The sequence below is a fragment of the Mesorhizobium sp. M0633 genome, from assembly GCF_040320645.1.
GTDB lineage: Bacteria > Pseudomonadota > Alphaproteobacteria > Rhizobiales > Rhizobiaceae > Mesorhizobium.
On record NZ_JAMYQC010000047.1, the window covers coordinates 1 to 17,811 of the forward strand.

General features: G+C 61.3%; 15 protein-coding genes and 3 pseudogenes. 8 read left to right on the forward strand and 10 right to left on the reverse strand.

All coding sequences use genetic code 11. The annotated features are described in order from the left end of the window. Positions 1-636: 636 nt before the first annotated feature. The 3 genes and pseudogenes from NKI47_RS31335 to NKI47_RS31345 all read left to right on the forward strand — a co-directional run bounded on the left by NKI47_RS31335 (position 637) and on the right by NKI47_RS31345 (position 2,807). Entirely contained in the window at positions 637-1,821 is a 1,185-nt protein-coding gene (locus NKI47_RS31335) for a glycosyltransferase family 9 protein (protein ID WP_352595035.1), read from the forward strand. A 240-nt stretch (positions 1,822-2,061) separates the two neighbouring features. Then, positions 2,062-2,234: pseudogene (locus tag NKI47_RS35265) on the forward strand (ATP-binding protein); the annotation flags it as partial. 216 nt (positions 2,235-2,450) lie between these two features. Continuing rightward, on the forward strand, positions 2,451-2,807 hold the full coding sequence (locus NKI47_RS31345; RefSeq protein ID WP_352595038.1) for a hypothetical protein: 357 nt from the start codon (positions 2,451-2,453) through the stop codon (positions 2,805-2,807). A 138-nt stretch (positions 2,808-2,945) separates the two neighbouring features. On the opposite strand, the gene NKI47_RS31350 is transcribed toward NKI47_RS31345, so the two are convergent. Continuing rightward, positions 2,946-3,911: a glycosyltransferase family 10 domain-containing protein gene (locus tag NKI47_RS31350; RefSeq protein ID WP_352595041.1), complete on the reverse strand. Its 966-nt coding sequence runs from the start codon at positions 3,909-3,911 to the stop codon at positions 2,946-2,948. Positions 3,912-4,863: 952 nt separating this feature from the next. On the opposite strand from NKI47_RS31350, the gene NKI47_RS31355 reads away from it, so the two are divergent. From NKI47_RS31355 to NKI47_RS31365, 3 genes are all read left to right on the forward strand, one after another. Next, on the forward strand, positions 4,864-5,148 hold the full coding sequence (locus tag NKI47_RS31355; RefSeq protein WP_352595044.1) for a type II toxin-antitoxin system TacA family antitoxin: 285 nt from the start codon (positions 4,864-4,866) through the stop codon (positions 5,146-5,148). After that, positions 5,149-5,658, forward strand: a complete 510-nt coding sequence (locus NKI47_RS31360) for a GNAT family N-acetyltransferase (protein WP_023679117.1) — start codon at positions 5,149-5,151, stop codon at positions 5,656-5,658. Between the two features lie 585 nt (positions 5,659-6,243). Then, positions 6,244-6,381 carry a hypothetical protein gene (locus NKI47_RS31365; RefSeq protein WP_352595047.1) on the forward strand — a complete coding sequence of 46 codons (138 nt, stop codon included), beginning with the start codon at positions 6,244-6,246 and terminating at the stop codon, positions 6,379-6,381. Between the two features lie 128 nt (positions 6,382-6,509). Here the strand turns inward: NKI47_RS31365 and NKI47_RS31370 are convergent, their stop codons facing one another. Next, positions 6,510-7,148, reverse strand: a complete 639-nt coding sequence (locus NKI47_RS31370) for an FMN-binding negative transcriptional regulator (protein ID WP_352595050.1) — start codon at positions 7,146-7,148, stop codon at positions 6,510-6,512. Positions 7,149-7,179: 31 nt separating this feature from the next. After that, positions 7,180-7,842 carry a helix-turn-helix domain-containing protein gene (locus NKI47_RS31375; protein WP_023722008.1) on the reverse strand — a complete coding sequence of 221 codons (663 nt, stop codon included), beginning with the start codon at positions 7,840-7,842 and terminating at the stop codon, positions 7,180-7,182. Between the two features lie 92 nt (positions 7,843-7,934). Here NKI47_RS31375 and NKI47_RS31380 point away from each other — a divergent pair, with 92 nt between their 5' ends. Continuing rightward, positions 7,935-9,080, forward strand: coding sequence for a trans-sulfuration enzyme family protein (locus NKI47_RS31380; protein ID WP_352595053.1), 1,146 nt, complete (start codon positions 7,935-7,937; stop codon positions 9,078-9,080). Between the two features lie 418 nt (positions 9,081-9,498). On the opposite strand, the pseudogene NKI47_RS31385 reads toward NKI47_RS31380, so the two are convergent. Next, positions 9,499-9,729, reverse strand: a pseudogene (locus NKI47_RS31385) (class I tRNA ligase family protein); the annotation flags it as partial. Positions 9,730-10,202: 473 nt separating this feature from the next. Between NKI47_RS31385 and NKI47_RS31390 the strand changes: the two are divergent. Further along, on the forward strand, positions 10,203-11,849 hold the full coding sequence (locus tag NKI47_RS31390) for an MFS transporter (protein ID WP_352508099.1): 1,647 nt from the start codon (positions 10,203-10,205) through the stop codon (positions 11,847-11,849). Positions 11,850-12,553: 704 nt separating this feature from the next. Here the strand turns inward: NKI47_RS31390 and NKI47_RS31395 are convergent. The 6 genes and pseudogenes from NKI47_RS31395 to NKI47_RS31420 form a co-directional block, all read right to left on the reverse strand. Next, positions 12,554-12,665, reverse strand: a pseudogene (locus tag NKI47_RS31395) (SMC-Scp complex subunit ScpB); the annotation flags it as partial. Between the two features lie 992 nt (positions 12,666-13,657). Then, entirely contained in the window at positions 13,658-15,628 is a 1,971-nt protein-coding gene (gene rlxS, locus NKI47_RS31400) for a relaxase/mobilization nuclease RlxS (RefSeq protein ID WP_352595056.1), read from the reverse strand. A 185-nt stretch (positions 15,629-15,813) separates the two neighbouring features. Continuing rightward, entirely contained in the window at positions 15,814-16,500 is a 687-nt protein-coding gene (locus NKI47_RS31405) for a lytic transglycosylase domain-containing protein (RefSeq protein ID WP_352595059.1), read from the reverse strand. Next, complete coding sequence (gene lepB, locus NKI47_RS31410) at positions 16,488-17,036, reverse strand: signal peptidase I (RefSeq protein ID WP_352595062.1); 549 nt, start codon at positions 17,034-17,036, stop codon at positions 16,488-16,490. Before lepB ends, NKI47_RS31405 begins: the two co-directional genes overlap by 13 nt. Continuing rightward, positions 17,033-17,302, reverse strand: a complete 270-nt coding sequence (locus NKI47_RS31415) for a helix-turn-helix transcriptional regulator (protein ID WP_352453595.1) — start codon at positions 17,300-17,302, stop codon at positions 17,033-17,035. Before NKI47_RS31415 ends, lepB begins: the two co-directional genes overlap by 4 nt. A 150-nt stretch (positions 17,303-17,452) precedes the next feature. Then, the gene (locus tag NKI47_RS31420; protein ID WP_023672372.1) at positions 17,453-17,776 is read right to left on the reverse strand and encodes a DUF736 domain-containing protein; all 324 of its coding nucleotides are present in this window, start codon (positions 17,774-17,776) and stop codon (positions 17,453-17,455) included. Between the last annotated feature and the right edge of the window lie 35 nt (positions 17,777-17,811).

Sequence of the window (17,811 nt, forward strand, 5' to 3'; positions counted from 1 at the left end):
GGGAGATGGCCGCGAAGCGGCCAGAGGGAGTCGTCTCAGAAGGCACCGCCAGCGCGTCGAGCACTGCCGCGGCGGGGCCCCCCCCCCCGGGGGGGGCCCCCCCCCCCCCCCCCCCGGGGGGGGGGGCCCTCGACTTCATCACAGGGTTGCTTCGTCCACTTCATGTTGGACGACCCGGACGCGCAGAAAAAAGCGCCTGCGGCGGGTCCCTTGTTAACCACCATGATGCGGGACCACAGCGACAGGGCGTGCCGGAGACGGTCAATCCGGCCGGCGATGTCGTCGCCGGCGCCGACGGTCTCATTCAGGATCAGCATCGACCAAAGAGCGAGGCCACTGCCGTTATGCTCGAGATCTGGGGACGGCGGCTTGGCGATCGCCGTCTACTCGGCGTTTCTCGAACTCACTGCATGCAAGACCGTGACGAAGCCCTTCACATTGCGGGTCGGGACATAGCTGGCTTCTTGGCGCGCTACCACCGCTAGAGATGCAGACTTCGCCCGACAGCTCCTGCTGGAGCGCGGCTTGGATCTGATGGCAGAATTCTTGCGGAGACGCGGACAAGTGGGGAGCACTCCAACCCTACACACGCGTCACTGGGCTATCAGTGTTGACCGTATAATCTTCGGAATGGCAATGGCATATTTTACAAAGCACGACCGCAATCAAATTATATACCGCAGCTGGGAAGAGCCGGAACAGTCAAGCGCAAGGATGAGAATTTTGGTCCTCAAGCTTGATCATGTCGGCGACTTTTGGATGTCTCTAGGGGCCCTAAAGGACCTTCGTCAGCGTTTTGCGCATGCCCACATTACGCTGGTGGTGGGAAGCTGGAACATCGCTACTGCAAAACAGTTCGACCTCGCCGACGATCACATTGCTTTTGACTTTTTTCCTCGCAACCCAAAAGTCAAAACGCGCAAAGAAGCCGCCGACATAAGGCCGCTGCTGACCGGCGAGTTTGATCTTGCCATTGATATGCGTGTTCCGGAAGAAACAAGGCCCATCTTGCTTGAAGTCCCCGCCAGGCACCGTGCCGCGATAGCTGATCCGTACAGCATGCATCAGATCGATATTGCGATAGCGCCATTCAATCTGAAACTGCGCAGAACCATCTTCTACAAGCTGGTCCAAAAAATAGGGCTTGCTAACAAAATCCCTCGTAGATGGCTTGATTGGTTCATTGACCGCAAGCAGGTGCGTCTCCAGCATGTGTCAGAAATCCTCCTCTTTCTGGTCGCAAAGGCAGCTGCCTATTTCGAAAGCGGAGCGGGTCACCCACAGAATTCGACTACAGGCAATGCCCCGATTGTCGTGGCTCCGTTCTCCAATTCCAGCCTGCGAGATTGGCCGATTGAAAGTTTTGGCAAAGTTGTCGCTGCTCTTTCGACCCGTGGTGAGGTGGTCCTCGTTGCCCGTGGCGAATGCCTGGAAGCGCTTGAGGAGGTTGCGAAGATAGCTCGGGATTGTGGAGCCGCGAACATTCGGACGGCTGTCGACTTGTCGGAATTGGAATTCAATTATCTCGTGAATTCGGCCGCGCTCGTCGTTTCGAACAATTCAGGCACCGGGCATGTCGCCGCCCAGCTTGGCCGCCCTACTATCGGCATTTTCACGGCGTCACATCTACCGGAGATTTGGGGGTTTCGAGGTCCCCTGGTCAGCATGCTTATGAGTGTTATTGAATGTCGCGGGTGTGGTCTGGACCAAGTGCGGCATTGTCCGGTCAAAGTCCGATGCAAGTTCGACATCACGCCGGATCTCGTGATTGCCGAGGTAAACGCCTTGATGAATCATTGTAAGGGTACGGCACAAGCTTAGTGGCTCGCGGTCACCATAACCGCGATTGTCCAGATCTTGGTCGCTGATTCAATCGCTACAAACATCTAAAGGCCGAAATTCAGAATCGAATCGACTTGGTCGAAGGACCGCAGTGGCGATATCACCCCCTGGGCCGGGCGACCATTTCGTTTTCGTTCGCATGCCCGTCCATAGCGACAGCGCCACTAACAGCAGATGAACCACACAAAGTGAGGGAGACCCCAATTAAGTGCCAAGCGACAGCTGGCCCAAGGCGCCTGGCTGAAGGCGCATGAAAACCTCATATCACCGGGCAGACCGGCACCGGAAAGACTTGGCTGGCCTGCGCCTTCGGACGTCAGGCCGCCCGGCTCGATCATTCCGTGCTCTACCTGCGCATGCCGCGTCTGTTCGAAGATCTCGCCCTGGCGCGTCATTGTCTCGGTCGAGGGGTGCACTCCACGACTGTCTCGTTTTTGCGAAATACGCACGTCCGACGCAGCTTGCGTTGACAAAGGCGGTTTTACGCGCAGTTGCAATAGCACTTCCGCCGGCCTATTTTTGTGGGGTTCAATTGTGGTTCGGCCAAGGGCGCTTTGGGCGCCGGACCGGCCCCGTGTAAACCTCATTAAAGAGCTAGGAACCCTGCCATGGAAGAATTCTTATCGCGCATCGCCACTAGTGCCGGCATCGGCCCGGCTCTCGCAGAGAAGGCCGTTGGGTTAATGCTGGGTTTCCTGCAACGCCACGCGGCCGACGGTCCCGTTGCGCGCATGATCGAGGCCATTCCCGGAGCTTCGGAATTAGTGGCGAAGTATCATGGCGATGACCCAGAGGGCGGAGGCGGCCTCATGGGGCTCGGCCAGCAATTGATGAGTGAGGGTCTCAGCCTTCTAAAGATCGCCGCCATCGCCAACGAGACGATCGCCTTCGCCAAGGAACATGCCGGCGACGAACTCGTGGACGAGGTCCTCAATTCCGTTCCTGGCCTTCCCCAGTTCGCCTGATCAGCGGCAGCCGGGGGCGCATGACCTCGTGCGCCCGTGCCGGCCCGTCTGCGCAGGTAGGCATTCTCCGCCGAGCGTTCCGTACCGATCTCGCCAGACCACCAACCGCCGGGCACGCGAAGCGAGCGTTGGAGTACTTCATTCGTCTATTCCAAAATCGACCTCAGGCGAATCGATGTGTATAATTTCTGGCGGTAAGGGTTTATCCTGAACGCTTTCGATGAAGCCCGCGAGATAAGCAAACGTATTGTATTTCTCGAGGACCAACCGCTTCGCCTCTCGTATTGCGCCGCGACGCTCCTTCCAGAGGTCCGACTTGATGATTTCTTGAATTTTTTGGATTACGTTCTTGTCCTCTGGGTCAATCAGAACCATCGAGTCCGAAGGGAAGAACCTCGTGATTGCCGGGCTGCCGTAATAGATCGGCATTGTTTCAGCAACGAAGCAGTCCATAAGCTTCTCTGTAAAATAGTAATCAGCACGAGTATTCTCGAAAGCTATACTGTAACGGTAAGGTGCGAGTGCGTTCCATTTGTCTCCAATCAGCCGAAAACCTCGGCCGAACAGGTCAAAATCGAGCTCCTCTCTCAGCCGTTCCAGAAACGCCAGCCGATACCGATGCCCTTTAAGCAGGGCGATGTTACTGGTAATCCATGAGAGCCGAAGCGGCTTGTCCACGACTTCGCTGACCAGAAGTTGGTCATATGTCTTGTTTACAGACCAAGACCGAGTGATAGGTGGAGCCAAAACGAATCGGCGCGCTGCATTCTGCCGAGCAGCCAGCTCTGCGTCAGACGTCAGGACGATAGTATTTTTCCCCTGCCCTTCATGAAATGCGCGATGAGCTTTCGTCGGCGGTTCGCCGATTGCAAAAATTGTCCTGTTTGGGCTCGCCTCGATATCAACAGGGAGCCCAAAAAGAGAAGCAGAGTTAAAGACGATATGCCAATCGGGCACGAAGGATGTCGTGCGTACAAAAGCGACATTGTTCCAGATTCCACTGCCCTTTGGAGTGAGTTGGTGGATTGCATCATCCAAAACGCCCCAAGAATCCAGACATGTAGCAACAATGGGCGCCGGACGTTCCGTCAACAATTTGGCCAACAAAGCAGTTCCACCCCATTCACTTCCGTTGGACCGGGAGCAACTTGTGCATCGGGCGCAAGACCTCTTTGCGCCTGAAATAGCTCGCGATCCTGATCGATATCAAACACACGATTCTGCGCGACTTCGCGCCATTCGACAACTCATCTCTAAGACCGCGGGAATCCCTTCACTCGTGAAGGTACTCAATCGCCATTCCGGATTGCGGTAAGATTGGGCAGCATAAACCTGCCGGGACCCGCCGTCGAGGCAATTGTCGCTTTGCACTTAACCAGGTTCTTCCTCACTTTGTGTGGTGATCAGGCCGGTTGAGTGGCAGCATGCGTGCCCTAAGGAGTTCGGAGCCCGCTCTGCAGTACATCGCACGCCGCCGCGCCGCCGCACTCGCAGCTAAGCCGTTGAATAAAATGCAGACTGGTTTTTCTGAGGCTGCACGTGCCGCGGTCGTGCCGGTCTTTCATTGCGTGAGGCCGAACGTGCGATTGCAGCTCCTGCCGCCGCGCAAAGAGAGATTCAAGATTTGCGCCAACTGCGCTTGCCCGGCAGGTGGCATAGAGCGGCGCCTGAGAATGAAAGTGCCGGCCGCCCAGCCTTCATAGCCGTTCCTCCTTTGTGGCGTGACGGCCCGAAAGTCGCCATCGCGTCAGATGTTCATCAGGGTTCGGCATAGCCGGGGCTCGTCCGGCGACAGTCATGGCAGCGACTTCGCTTCTGGAGCCGCTCATCCGGCCGATAAGAACACATGCGCGTCCTAAGCTGTAATTCATCCGCCGGAGCTGACCAAAGCCACCTTGCTCTGGGTTGCGGCAATGGCGATTGCAGGCGAGAAGCCGAGAAGAACCGATGCGGCGAGGAGTCCTGAGGCCATCCGTCCACGAGACGTCACCAGGGAACGAAGTATTGCGTTCCGCGTTACACTACCGTATATACGTCCGCAGCACAGGAGCGCGCCATGGCCACCACAGTCACCAGGAAGGAAACACCCGTCTCGATGCGGTTTCGCGACGATGATCTCACCATCATCGACCGCGGCGCGGAGCTGCTCGGCCTGTCGCGCACCGAGTTCATGCGGCGCGCCGCGCTGCACGAGGCGCAGGCGGCCATCCTCAACGCAACCGTCATCCGCGTGTCCCCGGAAGCTTATGACGCCTTCATGCAGGCGATCTCAGCCCCCGCCGCTGCGCCCCCGCCGAAGGCGACCGAGCGGCTGCGTCGGTCCCCGCCCTGGGACCGTTAGGTGGCGCTTTCAGGCATCGAACTCCTCGACGACGCGCACCGCCTCGACAGCTTCGATTGCGGCAAGCCGGCGCTCAACGCTTGGCTGGCCGGCTTCGCGCGAACGAACCAGGTCCGCGGCTTTACCCGCGTCCTGGTCGTTCACGACGAGGGAACAGTCGTCGGCTATTACGGCCTCGCGCCGGGCGTGATCCAGCCAAACAGCGCACCGCGCGCCATCCGCACCGGACGCCCGCCCGATCCGATCCCCTGCCTGTTGATTGGACAACTCGCCGTCGACCATCGCTATGCCGGACAAGGCATCGGCAGCGGCCTGGTCAAGGACGCGCTGCATCGCTGCGTCGCCGGCGCCGACATCGTCGGCGGCCGCGCAGTGGTGGTGCGGGCGATCGACGCCGAGGCCGAGCGCTACTGGCAGAGCTGGGGCTTCATTCCCGCGCGGGACAATCCGTCGGTGCTCATGCGCTCGATCCAGGACGTGGGCCTCTGGCTGGCCGACAAAGGCCACTAGCTCCACGCGCGTAGCGCCTCCCGTAGCGGCAGCGTCCGGGCGCGCCGGCCTGCAGCCGGATGACGATCCCTCACTCAGGGCCAGAGGGAGACGGCGGTCAGAGCGAGGAAGCTAGCAATAATCTGGGCGACTGGGCTGCCTACCAGGTCCCGTCTCGTGAAGGCGCTAGAGGATACTGGATCCAGCCGCCAAAGACCGGGAGATGGCGCGGCGCGCGGACTTTAGGATGATAGTCTGGGACGGCGCATCGCCCGGCACCGCCGTCAACGTGCTTCAGCTCGCCATCGCGAACAAGCCGTGCGTCATTTGCGATCTGGCCAGGGGCAGCATGGCGACTACGTACAATGTGGGAGACTGGTGCGCCATGCTCCGCGATGCCGGTCCAGACATTCGGCGCGCCAAGCCGAAGCCCGCATGGCGCCGGACGAGCGCCTGGCGTTGCCGGGATGATGTACGCGCGGTCCCGGCGGGTTCGACCCGATAGGCTTGATCCGGCCCCGCCCCAACTCCACTTGCATGAACGGCCGGGGCCGGCCCTTTTCGAAACCAGCCCACCGCCGCGTGACGTTGTGCAGGATGATCGTCTTGACCCGTCTCGCATCTGAAACGGGTGCAAGCCTGCCGACATCCCGGCTGCTTGGTCATCCAACCTGGCTGCGAGGCATCGCCACCGTGGGGGGTGATCCGGCGGCATTGCGGATGTGGCTGGCGATGGCGGCCTGAGTTCTTGTCCATCTGCCGCATAGCGGGTGGTCAGGTGCTGGTCGCGTTTCCGGCGAGCCGAAGCATTTGTCTCTCAAGGTCACCCTTTGGAAATCCAGCACCAGCGGCTTGTCGGGACAAGATAGATGCTATTGGGATTGGGCCGCCGCAGCCGAGAGCATCGCTTCTCCCATCCCATTGACGCCTCGGGCATTCAGCATTTCACCAGCGTTCTGAATGTCGCGCACCTCTTTGTTCTGGCTGAGTTTTGATTTACCAACCAGGCCGGTGATCTCGATCTCCAGGGCGACGATCGCCTTAACCATCGTGTCAATGAAGTCCTTCGGCGCGTCGCCCATCTTCCACGGGGCAGGCTGCGAGGCTTCATGCATGTGAGTGAGCTTCGCCACGTTACGGCGCACATAGCGCTCATCATCCCGGACAGTAATGCGTCCGTGGGCGTGGACGACGAGATAGTTCCACGTCGGCACCTGCTTATGGAATTCATGCTTGCTTGGATACCAGTTCGGCGAGATGTAAGCGTCGGCCGCACGGAAGAAAACGAGGACTTCATCGCCATTGGCAACTTCCTCCCAGACTCGATTTTTGCGTGCAACATGGCAATTGAGGAGGCCTTTGTCTCCCTTCGAGCGGTCAAGCTCGAAGGGAATGTGGTTCGCGTCGAGTGTGCCTTTGCTGTGGGTGACCAGGATACCGAGCGGATGTCTCTCGATTAGGTCAAACAGGGTGTTCTGATCGGGGACGGCAAAATGGGGCGGAACGTACAACGGTGGATCTCCTGTCGCGAATGGGCGGTCGTTAGCGAGCGGCGGTGTCTTGCGGAACGGGCCCGGGCATCTTTGTTGCCGGCGAAGAGGGCCCCGGATCTCGCTGTCCACCACGCTCAAGAACTGCCATCGAGAAGTGGGCAGGCAGATCAGATGCCGCCGCGTATGAGTGCGGTTGGTCAGTGACAAGCCGCACGCTCTCGCCTTGGCTCAAAATTACTGCGTGGGTACCCACCACGACACTTAGGGACCCCTGAGTCACCGAGATCAGCTCGCGCGTATCCGGACTATGAGCATCTGCGGAAAACACGTCGCCCGGCATAATGGCCCAGCTCCACAGTTCGAACATCGTTCGTCCCGAGATCGATGAATGAAGTTGTGCAAAGCTTCCTTTAGCGCTTGTCCAAAGCGTTCTCGTCTCTGTCCGCTCAATAGGAAGGCGAACTGTGGAAGGATGGTCATTCAACAAATCGGCCACCGAAAGCGAAAACGCCGCCGCCAGTCGGCAAAGTATGCCGATGCTGGGGTTCGCCTTGCCTTGCTCCAGCGTGACGACCGTTCCCTTGGATAAGCCGCTCAGTTTTGCCAGTCGATCCAGGGTCAGGTTTTGGTCGCGCCTCAATTGTCGGATCCGAACCGCTATCGCTTGGCCAAGCACCCGCTCGGGGTCCAACGCTGTCGTAACATCGGTCATTATATTGACTTAGTGCCTCGGCTCACTTATTACGGTCAATATAATGACCGGCCTGAAATTGTGCAACTGCCCTGTTAGCGAGGAAATGACCGATGCGTTTTGAAACGAAGGCGATCCATTGCGGCCGAGCTGTCGACGCTTCCACGGGGGCGGTGTCCCTGCCGCTGCACACCAGCACGACGTTCCAACGTAGCGTCGACGGCTCGTTTCCTTCCGGATTCGAATACACCCGGGATGGAAATCCGACACGCAACGCGTTCGAAATGGCCATTGCCGCGCTCGAGGGCGCAGAAGATGGCATTGCCTTCGCGTCGGGCATGGCTGCAATCGCTGCAGTCTTTGAGAGCCATCCGTCGACGGGTCGGATCGTTCTGCCGGATGACATGTATTTCGGCATTCGTTCGCTGATTGACGAGACCGACATTGGGTCTCGCTTCGACTTTGCGGCCGTCGACATGCGCGATCTGGATGCCGTGCGCGCCGCGGTCACGTCGAAGCGGACTGGCCTCGTCTGGGTCGAGACGCCGTCAAACCCGATGATCCGCGTTGTTGACATCTCGGCCATCTGCAAAATCGCGCACGAGGCTGGCGCCTTGGCCGTAGTGGACAACACGTGGGCAACTCCAGTGCTTCAACGGCCCCTCGAAGTTGGGGCGGACGCGGTCATGCACTCGGCGACAAAGTACATCGGCGGCCACTCGGACTTGATGGCGGGCGTCGTCATTGTCCCGCACTCGTCACCCCTCGGTCGCCCACTGCGGATGGTCCAGAGACACAAGGGCAGCGTCGCAGCGCCATTCGACTGTTGGCTGGCATTGCGGGGCCTGCAGACATTGTCGGTACGCATGCGCGCGCATTGCGAAGGCGCCCAGAAGGTTGCTGAGGCTTTGGCGTCTCATCCGCGTGTCGAAAAAGTACTTTTTCCTGGCCTGCAAACTGATCCGGGACACGATCTCGCTAAGCGGCAAATGAGCCATTACGGAGCGATGCTATCCTTTATCGTCAAAGGCGGAGCCGATGCTGCGATGGCCGTGGCCGGCCGCCTCGAGGTTATTGCCAGGGCGACAAGCCTTGGCGGGACGCACTCTCTGATTGAGCATCGCGCATCCGTCGAGGGTGCCAAGTCCAAGGCGCCAGGCGGATTACTGCGAATGTCAGTGGGACTTGAGCATCCTCAGGACATTATCGATGATCTGATGCAGGCCCTAGGCGGAACCTTCAAAGCGGCAGCCGAATGACGCGGGTGCAAGAACTCTGGCAGCGCTTTACGTGGCGGCTGGCGCAGCAATGCGGCCTGCTACGGCTGGGCGCCTAGATCAGGCAAAGCATCTTCGACGATGCTTGGATTTCGATCAAAAATCTCGGTGTCGGATGCGTTGGCGCGGAGAGACCGCACCTTGTTCAGGATCGCCGCAACCGCCGCTTCAGGCCTGCGATGCGGCTCGACCTTTTCGAGGAAACCGCCGGTATCAGCTCGGCGATCTTCTTGCGCGCGTCGAAACGGTCGAGACCGTCGAGCTCGTCCCAGACCGCCTGGCGCTCCGGCGTCACCTCCAGCCCGGCGAGAAAGTCGTCATTGTCCGTGAGGGTGACCGCCGCATTGACGGTAAGGATGTTGACCGCCGGCAGCCGGTGGCGCTTGTCGCGGCGGTGGATCTGATTTTGCATCAGCTGGCGCTCGACCACCATCTGCGTGGCGATGCCGGCATGGTCCATGCCCGGCTGCCACAAGACGTTCTTGCCGCGCATGCGCTCGAAGCGCACCAGAATGTCCTGCAGCGTGTTGTTGAGCGCATGACCCATATGCAGCAAGCCGGTGACATTCGGCGGCGGTATGACGATGGTGAAGGCTTCAGCCCCTTCCTCGGCGCCTGCGCCGGCACGAAACGTCTTTTCAAGCGAATTATGTTTTTTTGCATAGACCAACGAGTTGAACGGCGGCCCCATAAATCGCCGATGTGATAGGTCGGGCAAAGGCGTCCACCAGCTCGTACTTGTCAAGACGATGCCATCCTTGATCTTGCACCCGCCTCCGATACCAGCGATCCGCTGCGTCGTATGCTCATGCCTGTCAGGATGGGATGGGCGCTGCTAGCACCGTGGCAGTTTGACAACCCGGCCATCGGGGCGGTAGCACCGTACAAGGCCAAGAGTCGCAGGGCAGACCGCACCCATCGGGCTGCGCGACCCAGACCAGCCGACGCCCAACTGGCACACTCATCGCGCATCAGCACCGTGGATGCGACATCTACTTTGTTGCGAGCGCGATATCGGAACTTGGTTGTGACGCAGCTGTGCGTAAGCGCACCGCTGTCAGCAAGTGAGTGAGCGAAAGAACTACGTGGTGGAGGTGAGAAGTCATGCGGCGTCAAGATTCCCCGCCCTTTGCGGCAAACACACTGATCCCTCTTCAGAATCCGGTCTTTCGTTCGATCTGGACAGCCACGCAGATATCCAGCCTTGGCTGGCTGGTGCAGAGCGTGGCTATAAGCTGGCTTATGGCAACGATTTCAGCCTCCGATCTGATGGTTGCGCTCGTGCAGGCTGCATCGACACTGCCCGCCTTCTTCTTGTCGATCCTTGCTGGAGCGATTGCAGACAGCTTCAGCCGCCGCGGCGTGATGCTTGCCGGACATTGCCTGATCGCACTGGCATCCACGGCGCTGGCTCTCTCTGTTGGGCTGGGCTTTGTCAGTCCATGGCTGATCTTGGGACTGAGTTTCTTGGCGGGATGCGGCTTTGCCTTGAATGATCCAGCCTGGCACGCCTCGGTCGGCGACATCCTGGAAAAGCGCGACATACCCGCTGCAGTGACGCTGATGTCGGTGGGGTACAACGTGGTTCGGAGCATAGGACCGGCGCTGGGCGGTGTAATTTTGGCTTTGCTGGGCCCCCTTACGGCTTTCGCCTTCGCTGCGCTGACCGACCTGGTCCCATTGAGCGCTGTCCTGCGCTCCAAGTGGCAAGTTCGTTCTTCGCCTCTTCCGCGCGAGCGGATGACGACGGCCATTCATGATGGCATGCGCTTCACGGCAATCTCCTCGGAGATCAGAGTGGCGATCGTGCGTGCAACCCTGTTCGGGCTGTCAAGCATCTCGATCCTTGCTCTGCTCCCCCTCGTGGTTCGCGACCAACTGGCGGGCGGGCCAATTGTTTACGGCGTCCTGTTAGCCGGCTTCGGCACAGGCGCCTTCATCGCGGGCATTGGCAATAGCTACTTGCGACGCATCACGTCCCAAAATCGATTGATCACGCTCGCGTCCGTTGCTTGCGCAACGTGTTGCCTTTTACTGGCTCTCACATCATCGGTGGCCGTAGCAGCGATCGCGCTTGCAATCGCTGGCGCAGGCTGGGTTGTCACCTGGACCGGAACCGACGTGTGTGTGCAGTTGGCAAGCCCAAGGTGGGTCGTTGGTCGCACCCTGTCGATCTATTACGCCCTGACCTACGGCGGCATGGCAGCGGGCAGCTGGATCTGGGGTGCTGTCGCGCAGTACTATTCCCTGACGTGGGCTTTGGAAGGTGCTGCAGCGGCGCTGTTGCTGGTTGCAGCTGTGGGAAAGCTATTGCCGGTACGGCTATGGGAGGAATCGGATCAAGGGGCCTTCGACTTCAGGCCACCAGAACTGGCCCTCGATTTGAAGCCCAGGAGCGGCCCGATCGTGATCAAGGTGGAGTACTCGATCCCCGAGGAGAATATCGAGGAATTTCTGAGCTGCATGCGCGAAAGGCGGCGCGTTCAGAGCCGTGCCGGTGCGCGGGACTGGACCCTCCAGCGCGATCTTCAGAACTCGACTCTTTGGACCGAGACATTCCGCACGCCGACATGGACGGACTATCTTCGTCTAAACCATCGGCTAACGGTGACTGACAGGGAGGTAGGCGAGCGCCTTGCCGCTCTGCAGGTCGGTGATTCTCCTCCTCGTCTCTCACTTTCGATCGAGCGGTCGACAAGCCCTGCCCCCGGCAGCCAAGTCCAGCCTGTGCCCTTTGTATCGCGCCCGTAAGGAAACCAGTAACTTTTCTGGGCTCGGACACGGGAATGGCCGAGACCTACTTTTTCTTTCGTCGGGTCAGCCCGGATTGCCATACCTTGCGGCCGGTTAGGCGAGCATGAGGATTTGTGTGGCACGTATGTCCACCACGGGCCCATGTCCAGCCCCACCGCCTCTGCCATCAGATCGGCTTGGGCACGGGTTCAGGTCGCCTGTCCCCCTGCATCGCGGCGAGCAGGGGGGAGCAAGGGGGGCGGAGGGGTCTCCCCGGTCTGCACGGAGCGAAGCGGGCAGACGGAGGAATCCGCCAGCGGCGGCTTGCAGGGAGAGGGCCGCGCGCCTCTTTCCCCTCCCTGACAAAACGTGCCGCCAAGCACGTTCACGTCGGCGCAGCCGTGCCGCAGAGGCGGCCGCAACAAAGAAGCCCTACAAGGCGGAAGCATCGAAATGTCCGCCAGCGGGACCAATTCAGTTCGGTGCTGGAGAAAGCGGTTCAACAGGGCGGCCGTAGGAGCACCAGCATAGCGCCGCCGTCAGGCGCGATGCGGACCGACAGCCCCGAGAAGGGCGCTGATTGATCGATCGGGTCGCGCCGCCCGGCCCGGTCAAGGCCAAAAAAATTCGTCGCGGCTGAGCGCCCACTCCGGCTTCTGCCAAATATTCGTCGGCGGGTTCGCAGCACCGCGGGCGCACGGGTGAGCTCGTGGGTAGGAGTGCGGATGGAAGTAGGCGATGCATCGTCACCAGCACCTCAGATTGTGTGAGGTCCACGGCTCGCTCGTTTCCGCCGACGGCGGCGCGGCGGGCGTCGATATACGCAGGGCGGGTCCGTCGCCTTGGCCTCAGTTTCGCGGCAATGGCAAGCCCCGGTCCGCGCGGCGCCGAGTTGGGCGGAAAGATCGACGGCGCGCAACGCGGGGCTCCTACGCGACGAGCAGGTTTTTCCCCCGGTCTGAACCCGGCCTCGACTCCAGATGCCGCAATGACCGTCGCGGCCCGGCGCGATTGATCGGGTCTCATGCCCAAAGCTGCCTCGGTGCCCAGTAGCGGCACCGCATGGCCCCACCCAGGCGCTGCGCCAGAAAAGCGTCGGCGAGCCAGCATCCGACGGTGCGTTCGAAGCGATCTCATTCGGCGGCCATGATCGCGCACGTCACCATGCCGCAGCGGAAAGCTGCCGAAGCTCGTCTGGCCAGGTCGCTGACCGCCTCGTCGTCGCGGGCGACGACCGAAATCTTCCCCACCGCAGCGAGGTTTCTCCCGCTAGAAGATCCTCAGCGGGATAGGCTGCCAGTTCACGCCCGGTCAACAGCATCCGGCCCGCGGGGGTCGACCTTGTCTCCCGGTCGTGTGAGCAGAAGAACATCACGAAGTGCGGCTTCATCCTCGACGCCGCGAGCCTGCTTCGCCGTACCACGGCCGCCGAAAGCCCTAGGCGCTGTCACCAGGCGCCAGCCCACCTCTCTAGCTGGCGGACTATCTCATCGAGCGCGCCGAGGGCCGCACCGTCAGTGATTGCAATGTCCTCAATGCGCCGCAACTGTTTGGGTCCGGGGCAGCCCTGCGCAACCAGGCCGGCACCGCCGGGTCGGCGCGGCTTCCGTGGCACCGGGAAGAGTGCCGTGGTGGCGCAGGAGGGTTTTGGCTCAGAATCATGGAACACGATGAATCATCGCGGCGCTTTTTGTAGAGCGAACGATAAGTCTTGCACGACCAGCCATTTATCCCTCGCGAGATCAATGCCGCGGGCAATTAGCAGGCGAACTCCGTCCGGACTGAGTACCTGTTTCAACGCGGGCAAAAGAAGTTGTGTAGCCATGTCACGAAATGCTTGGTCCGCTTCTCTGCCGGCCGATGGTCCATGAAATCCCCTCTGCACGCACGACGCCGGAAACCTCCTTGCCGATATGATGCTCAAGCACCGGCCGCCATGGCACCAGCGTGAACTCGCGCGATTTCTCGATGACAGCGTATTTTCCGCCGGCGAGCTCGACGGAGCGGCGGAGCGTGCCTTCTATTCGATCGCCACTCTGGGCTTCAGAATAGGGCAGACCGAGTTCGTTCGACAACTGGCCGGCCACGCGGTTCAACTCGCGTTGGCGCAGCATCGAAAGCATGTTCGCGCGATAGATGACCCGATCCTGCTCTTCCCGAGCAAGACCTTGCGCAATCAGCCACTGCCGTCGGCGGCCTTGCGCCTCTCGGACATCGCGGCCGAAACCAGAGCTGTGCAAGGCCTCCGGTGTGTCGGAAACCAGCTCTCGATCGAGCCAGGTGGCGCCGTCGAAGCTGACTTGTTGTTCCAGCGGCGTCGATGAGAGCTTGTCAACCGTGACAGGCTCGGCCCCGGCCCGCTGACGCTCGTAGTCAGACACACGGTCGAGATGATCCGGTGCGACGATCCAGGTGCCGTCCGGCTCGCGCTCGACACGACCGGTCGCCCGGCGGATCGCCTCCAGTCGCCGCACGTGCGTTTCGGCAAAGCGTTCGGTGGCCGACGGGTCATGCTTGAGATGGATATCGATGCTGTAGCGCCCGTCATGGGCCGTGGCGATCTCGGCAATTGTGCGGTCGACTTGCCTTGGCCCGGTGTCCCTCGGCGTGACCCGCACTATGCAGCCCTCTGGCGTCGGTTGGGTTGCCTCGCCTTTGCCGATATCAACATAGTGGCTTTTGCCGTCCACGGCGTCGACGACGAGGTAATGGCGGTCAGTGATTTCGTCGGCCAGGCCGCGCGCAACGATGCAGCCGACGACAGGCTGCATCTGCTCTGCAGATTGATCATGGATAACATAGTCGGCGGCACTGCGGGCGAGCCCCTTGCCGGTCAGTTCGCGGTGCATGGTCTTGATGATGTCGCCCCGCTCGCCGATGCGGCGCAGCGTCGCTTCAAGCTCGCCATCAAGGCGCCAGCGGCCCGAGCCGACTTCCTCAGCCAGACCCATCCGCTCGAGCTTGCGCAGGCGGCCCTGGTGCAGCGTCTGGCGAAACGTGTCTCGGCTGGCCGGTGAGACATGCCCATCATGGTCGCGCATGCGGAGCAGCTGCCGATCGATGCTGGTGAAGCGTTCCCGCTCCATTTCCTGGCGCAGGCGTTGCTCGATCTCGCGGTCCGTTCTCGGGCCAAGGTCGAGGCTGACCAGCTCGGCCGCCCGTTCACGGATTCCAGACGAGATGTAGTCTCGCGCGATGACAAGATTTTCGCCGCGGTCGTCCCTGCCGCGGACAATAATATGGGTATGCGGATGACCAGTGTTGAAATGATCGACGGCCACCCAGTCGAGCCTGGTGCCGAGGTCTTCTTCCATCTGCGCCATGAGACGCCACGTGAGCGGCTTCAGGTCATCATACTCGATGCCGTCTTCAGGGGCGACGATGAAGCGGAACTGATGCCGGTCGCCATCGGCACGATCGATGAACGCCTTGCCATCGACGCGGTCGCTGTCGGCGCTATAGAGCTCGCCATGCTCGCCTTCGCGGGTGACGCCGTCGCGCTGGAGGTAGCGAAGGTGTGCACGTGCCCCGTCAACACCCTTGCCGGCCAGCTTGACGATACGCGCCTTGACGACGGCGCGCCGCTGCCGAAACGCCGCGTGGCGGTCGCGCGCTCTGAGAACGGCGGCAGCAGCCCCGCCGCGCCCCGCCCGGCTTCCGATGAAGCGGCCACGGCGACCGCTGCCGCCGCCGGCTCGGTTGATCGCGGCGCGGATCTGGCCGGCGAAACGCTTGCCTGCCTTCGAGCCGCGCGATCCGATTTTGCCCAGGCTCGGCTTGAACTCTTCATCCTGCATTGAGCCTCCTAGTAATCTTAAGCAAAATCAGAGGTTTGTCGGCAGCAGCTCTCCTGACGCCGAAGGCAGCCTCCGTGAAAAACGATGTGCAGACAAAGACTTCGCCGCCTCCAGGAGGCGATGCCTTTATCTTGCCTTCCGCGGACCTGCCCCCCTGCCCCGCCCGACCCACGGTACCCCTGCCCTCACCTGCGATCCGGCCGGCCTGACCTTGCTCGCTCCGATCCGAGCGGCACCACAATTTGGCCATTCGGATCGGTCGCGGAAACACCGTTTCGCAGGAAAAACAGCGACTGCCCGGACGGGATTTCCGGCGCTTTTCCGGAACGGGATTTGCCGGTGAACGCGTCCATGTCGGCGGCCGAGATCCCCGCAGCCTTGACCTCTTCCAGATACGAAACCGTCTCGCTGGGCAGCGGTCGCCCACGCTGCAAATGCTGTTCGTAGCGGTCCGGCCCAGCGTTATAGGCGGCAAACAGGCCGGGAAAGCCGAAGCGGTCATACATGGCGCGCAGATAGGCAGTGCCTGCCAGAATGTTGTCGCGAGGGTCGTGCGGATCGGCCCCCAGGCCAAGCTCTGCGCGCATCTCCTCATAGGTGCCGGGCATCACCTGCATGAGGCCAATGGCGCCGGCGTGTGACGCGATCGGCCGTCCATTCAGCTTTGTCTGCCCTCGGCTTTCGGCATCCATGACGGCATAAATCCAGGGCTGTGGAATGGTGAAACGCCGGCTTGCCTCAGCTACGTAGTGCTGCCATCTTGCCAGCTGCGGACCACGGGAGATGGCGGCCGGCTGAGCGTCGGTCGCGGCGGAACAGGCGCATGGCGCTATCGCGACCATGCCCAGCATCAGGAGGGTTACTCGGTCCATAGCGGCACGAGCCTCCCGGCAATATTTTCGGCCGGCACCGGCCCGAAATAGCGGCTGTCGAAGGAGCGGTTTCTATCGTTGCCGAGCAGGAAAACCTCGTCGGCGGCGAGCTTGCGGCAGGCATTCCACCAAGGCAGCGGACGGTGCTGCGTGTCGGTTGCCAGCCGGCGCGCGACGATCTCGCCGCCGATGATGATGGCGTCGCCGAAGGCGCAGACATGCTCGCCAGGCAGCGCGGCAAGGCGCTTGACCAGCGGCACATTGCTGGGCAGATAGAAGCGTTCGGCGGCGAGATCGGCGACCGGTTTTGGCGGGCGGACGAGCACCAGATCGCCACGAGCCGGTGATCCGGACGCGACGCGATAGAGGCCGACCGGCGCACTCTCCGAGGCGTTCCAGACCAGCCAGGGCGATGGGTTGTCGAAAGCGGCGAAGCCGATCAGGCTGAGGCCTATTGTGGCCACGGCGATCGTCTTGCGCGCCCGAATGCGCCGCACATGGCTGCCGATCAGACGGATAGTGGGACGCCGGCTCATGAGCGGCCTCCCTCACCGGCCGAGCCGGAATTGTGCCCGCCATCCTCGGGCCTGGTCTCCTGCGCGCGTCCCTTCGACCAGTCGTCGAGCTCGTCGATGTGATAGCGGACATAGCGGCCGTGCTTGCGAAATTGCGGGCCGCCGCCTTTGAGCCGCATCTTCTCCAGCGTGCGCTGGGACAGCCCGATATAGAAGGCGGCCTGCGCGGTGTTGAGAAACGGACTGCCCTTCTTCGCGCGGGCCGCGCGTTCGTTTTCGTCGTCCATGATGATCCTCGTTTCGCTACGGACAAGCGAAGGCGAGGATCGGCGAGCGAGATCGTTTTGGGGACGGGCGAAGAGTGGGGGGCGAGTTTTCGCCGCCCCCTCCCGAAAGAGCCCCGCGCCGGTTGCGGCGCGGGGCTCGAGGCTGGCGGTTCAGTCGACCGGGTTCCAGATGATGGCGTATGTGTCGTCGTCATCCTGGCCGGCGGCGCGGCCGAGATTGGCGTAGAGCTTGCGCGGGCCGAACTCCGGGGCGGCAATCGACAGGCTCACATAGTCCTTGCCGGAGGTCTCGCCGGTGCGGATCCAGCCGGCCCCTACTTCGACCCCTTGCGTCAGCACCCGGAAGTCGGGATGGGTGTCGGCGCTCTTTGCCTGATTGGGCACGATGTCGATGTCGGCGCGGACGCTAAGCGTCTTGAGCTGGCCCTTGTAGCCGCCGTTTTCCTGTTTGGTAACGTATCCGATCGCGGTCATTTTCAGTCTCCTTTGGTGCTCGCCGGGGACCATTC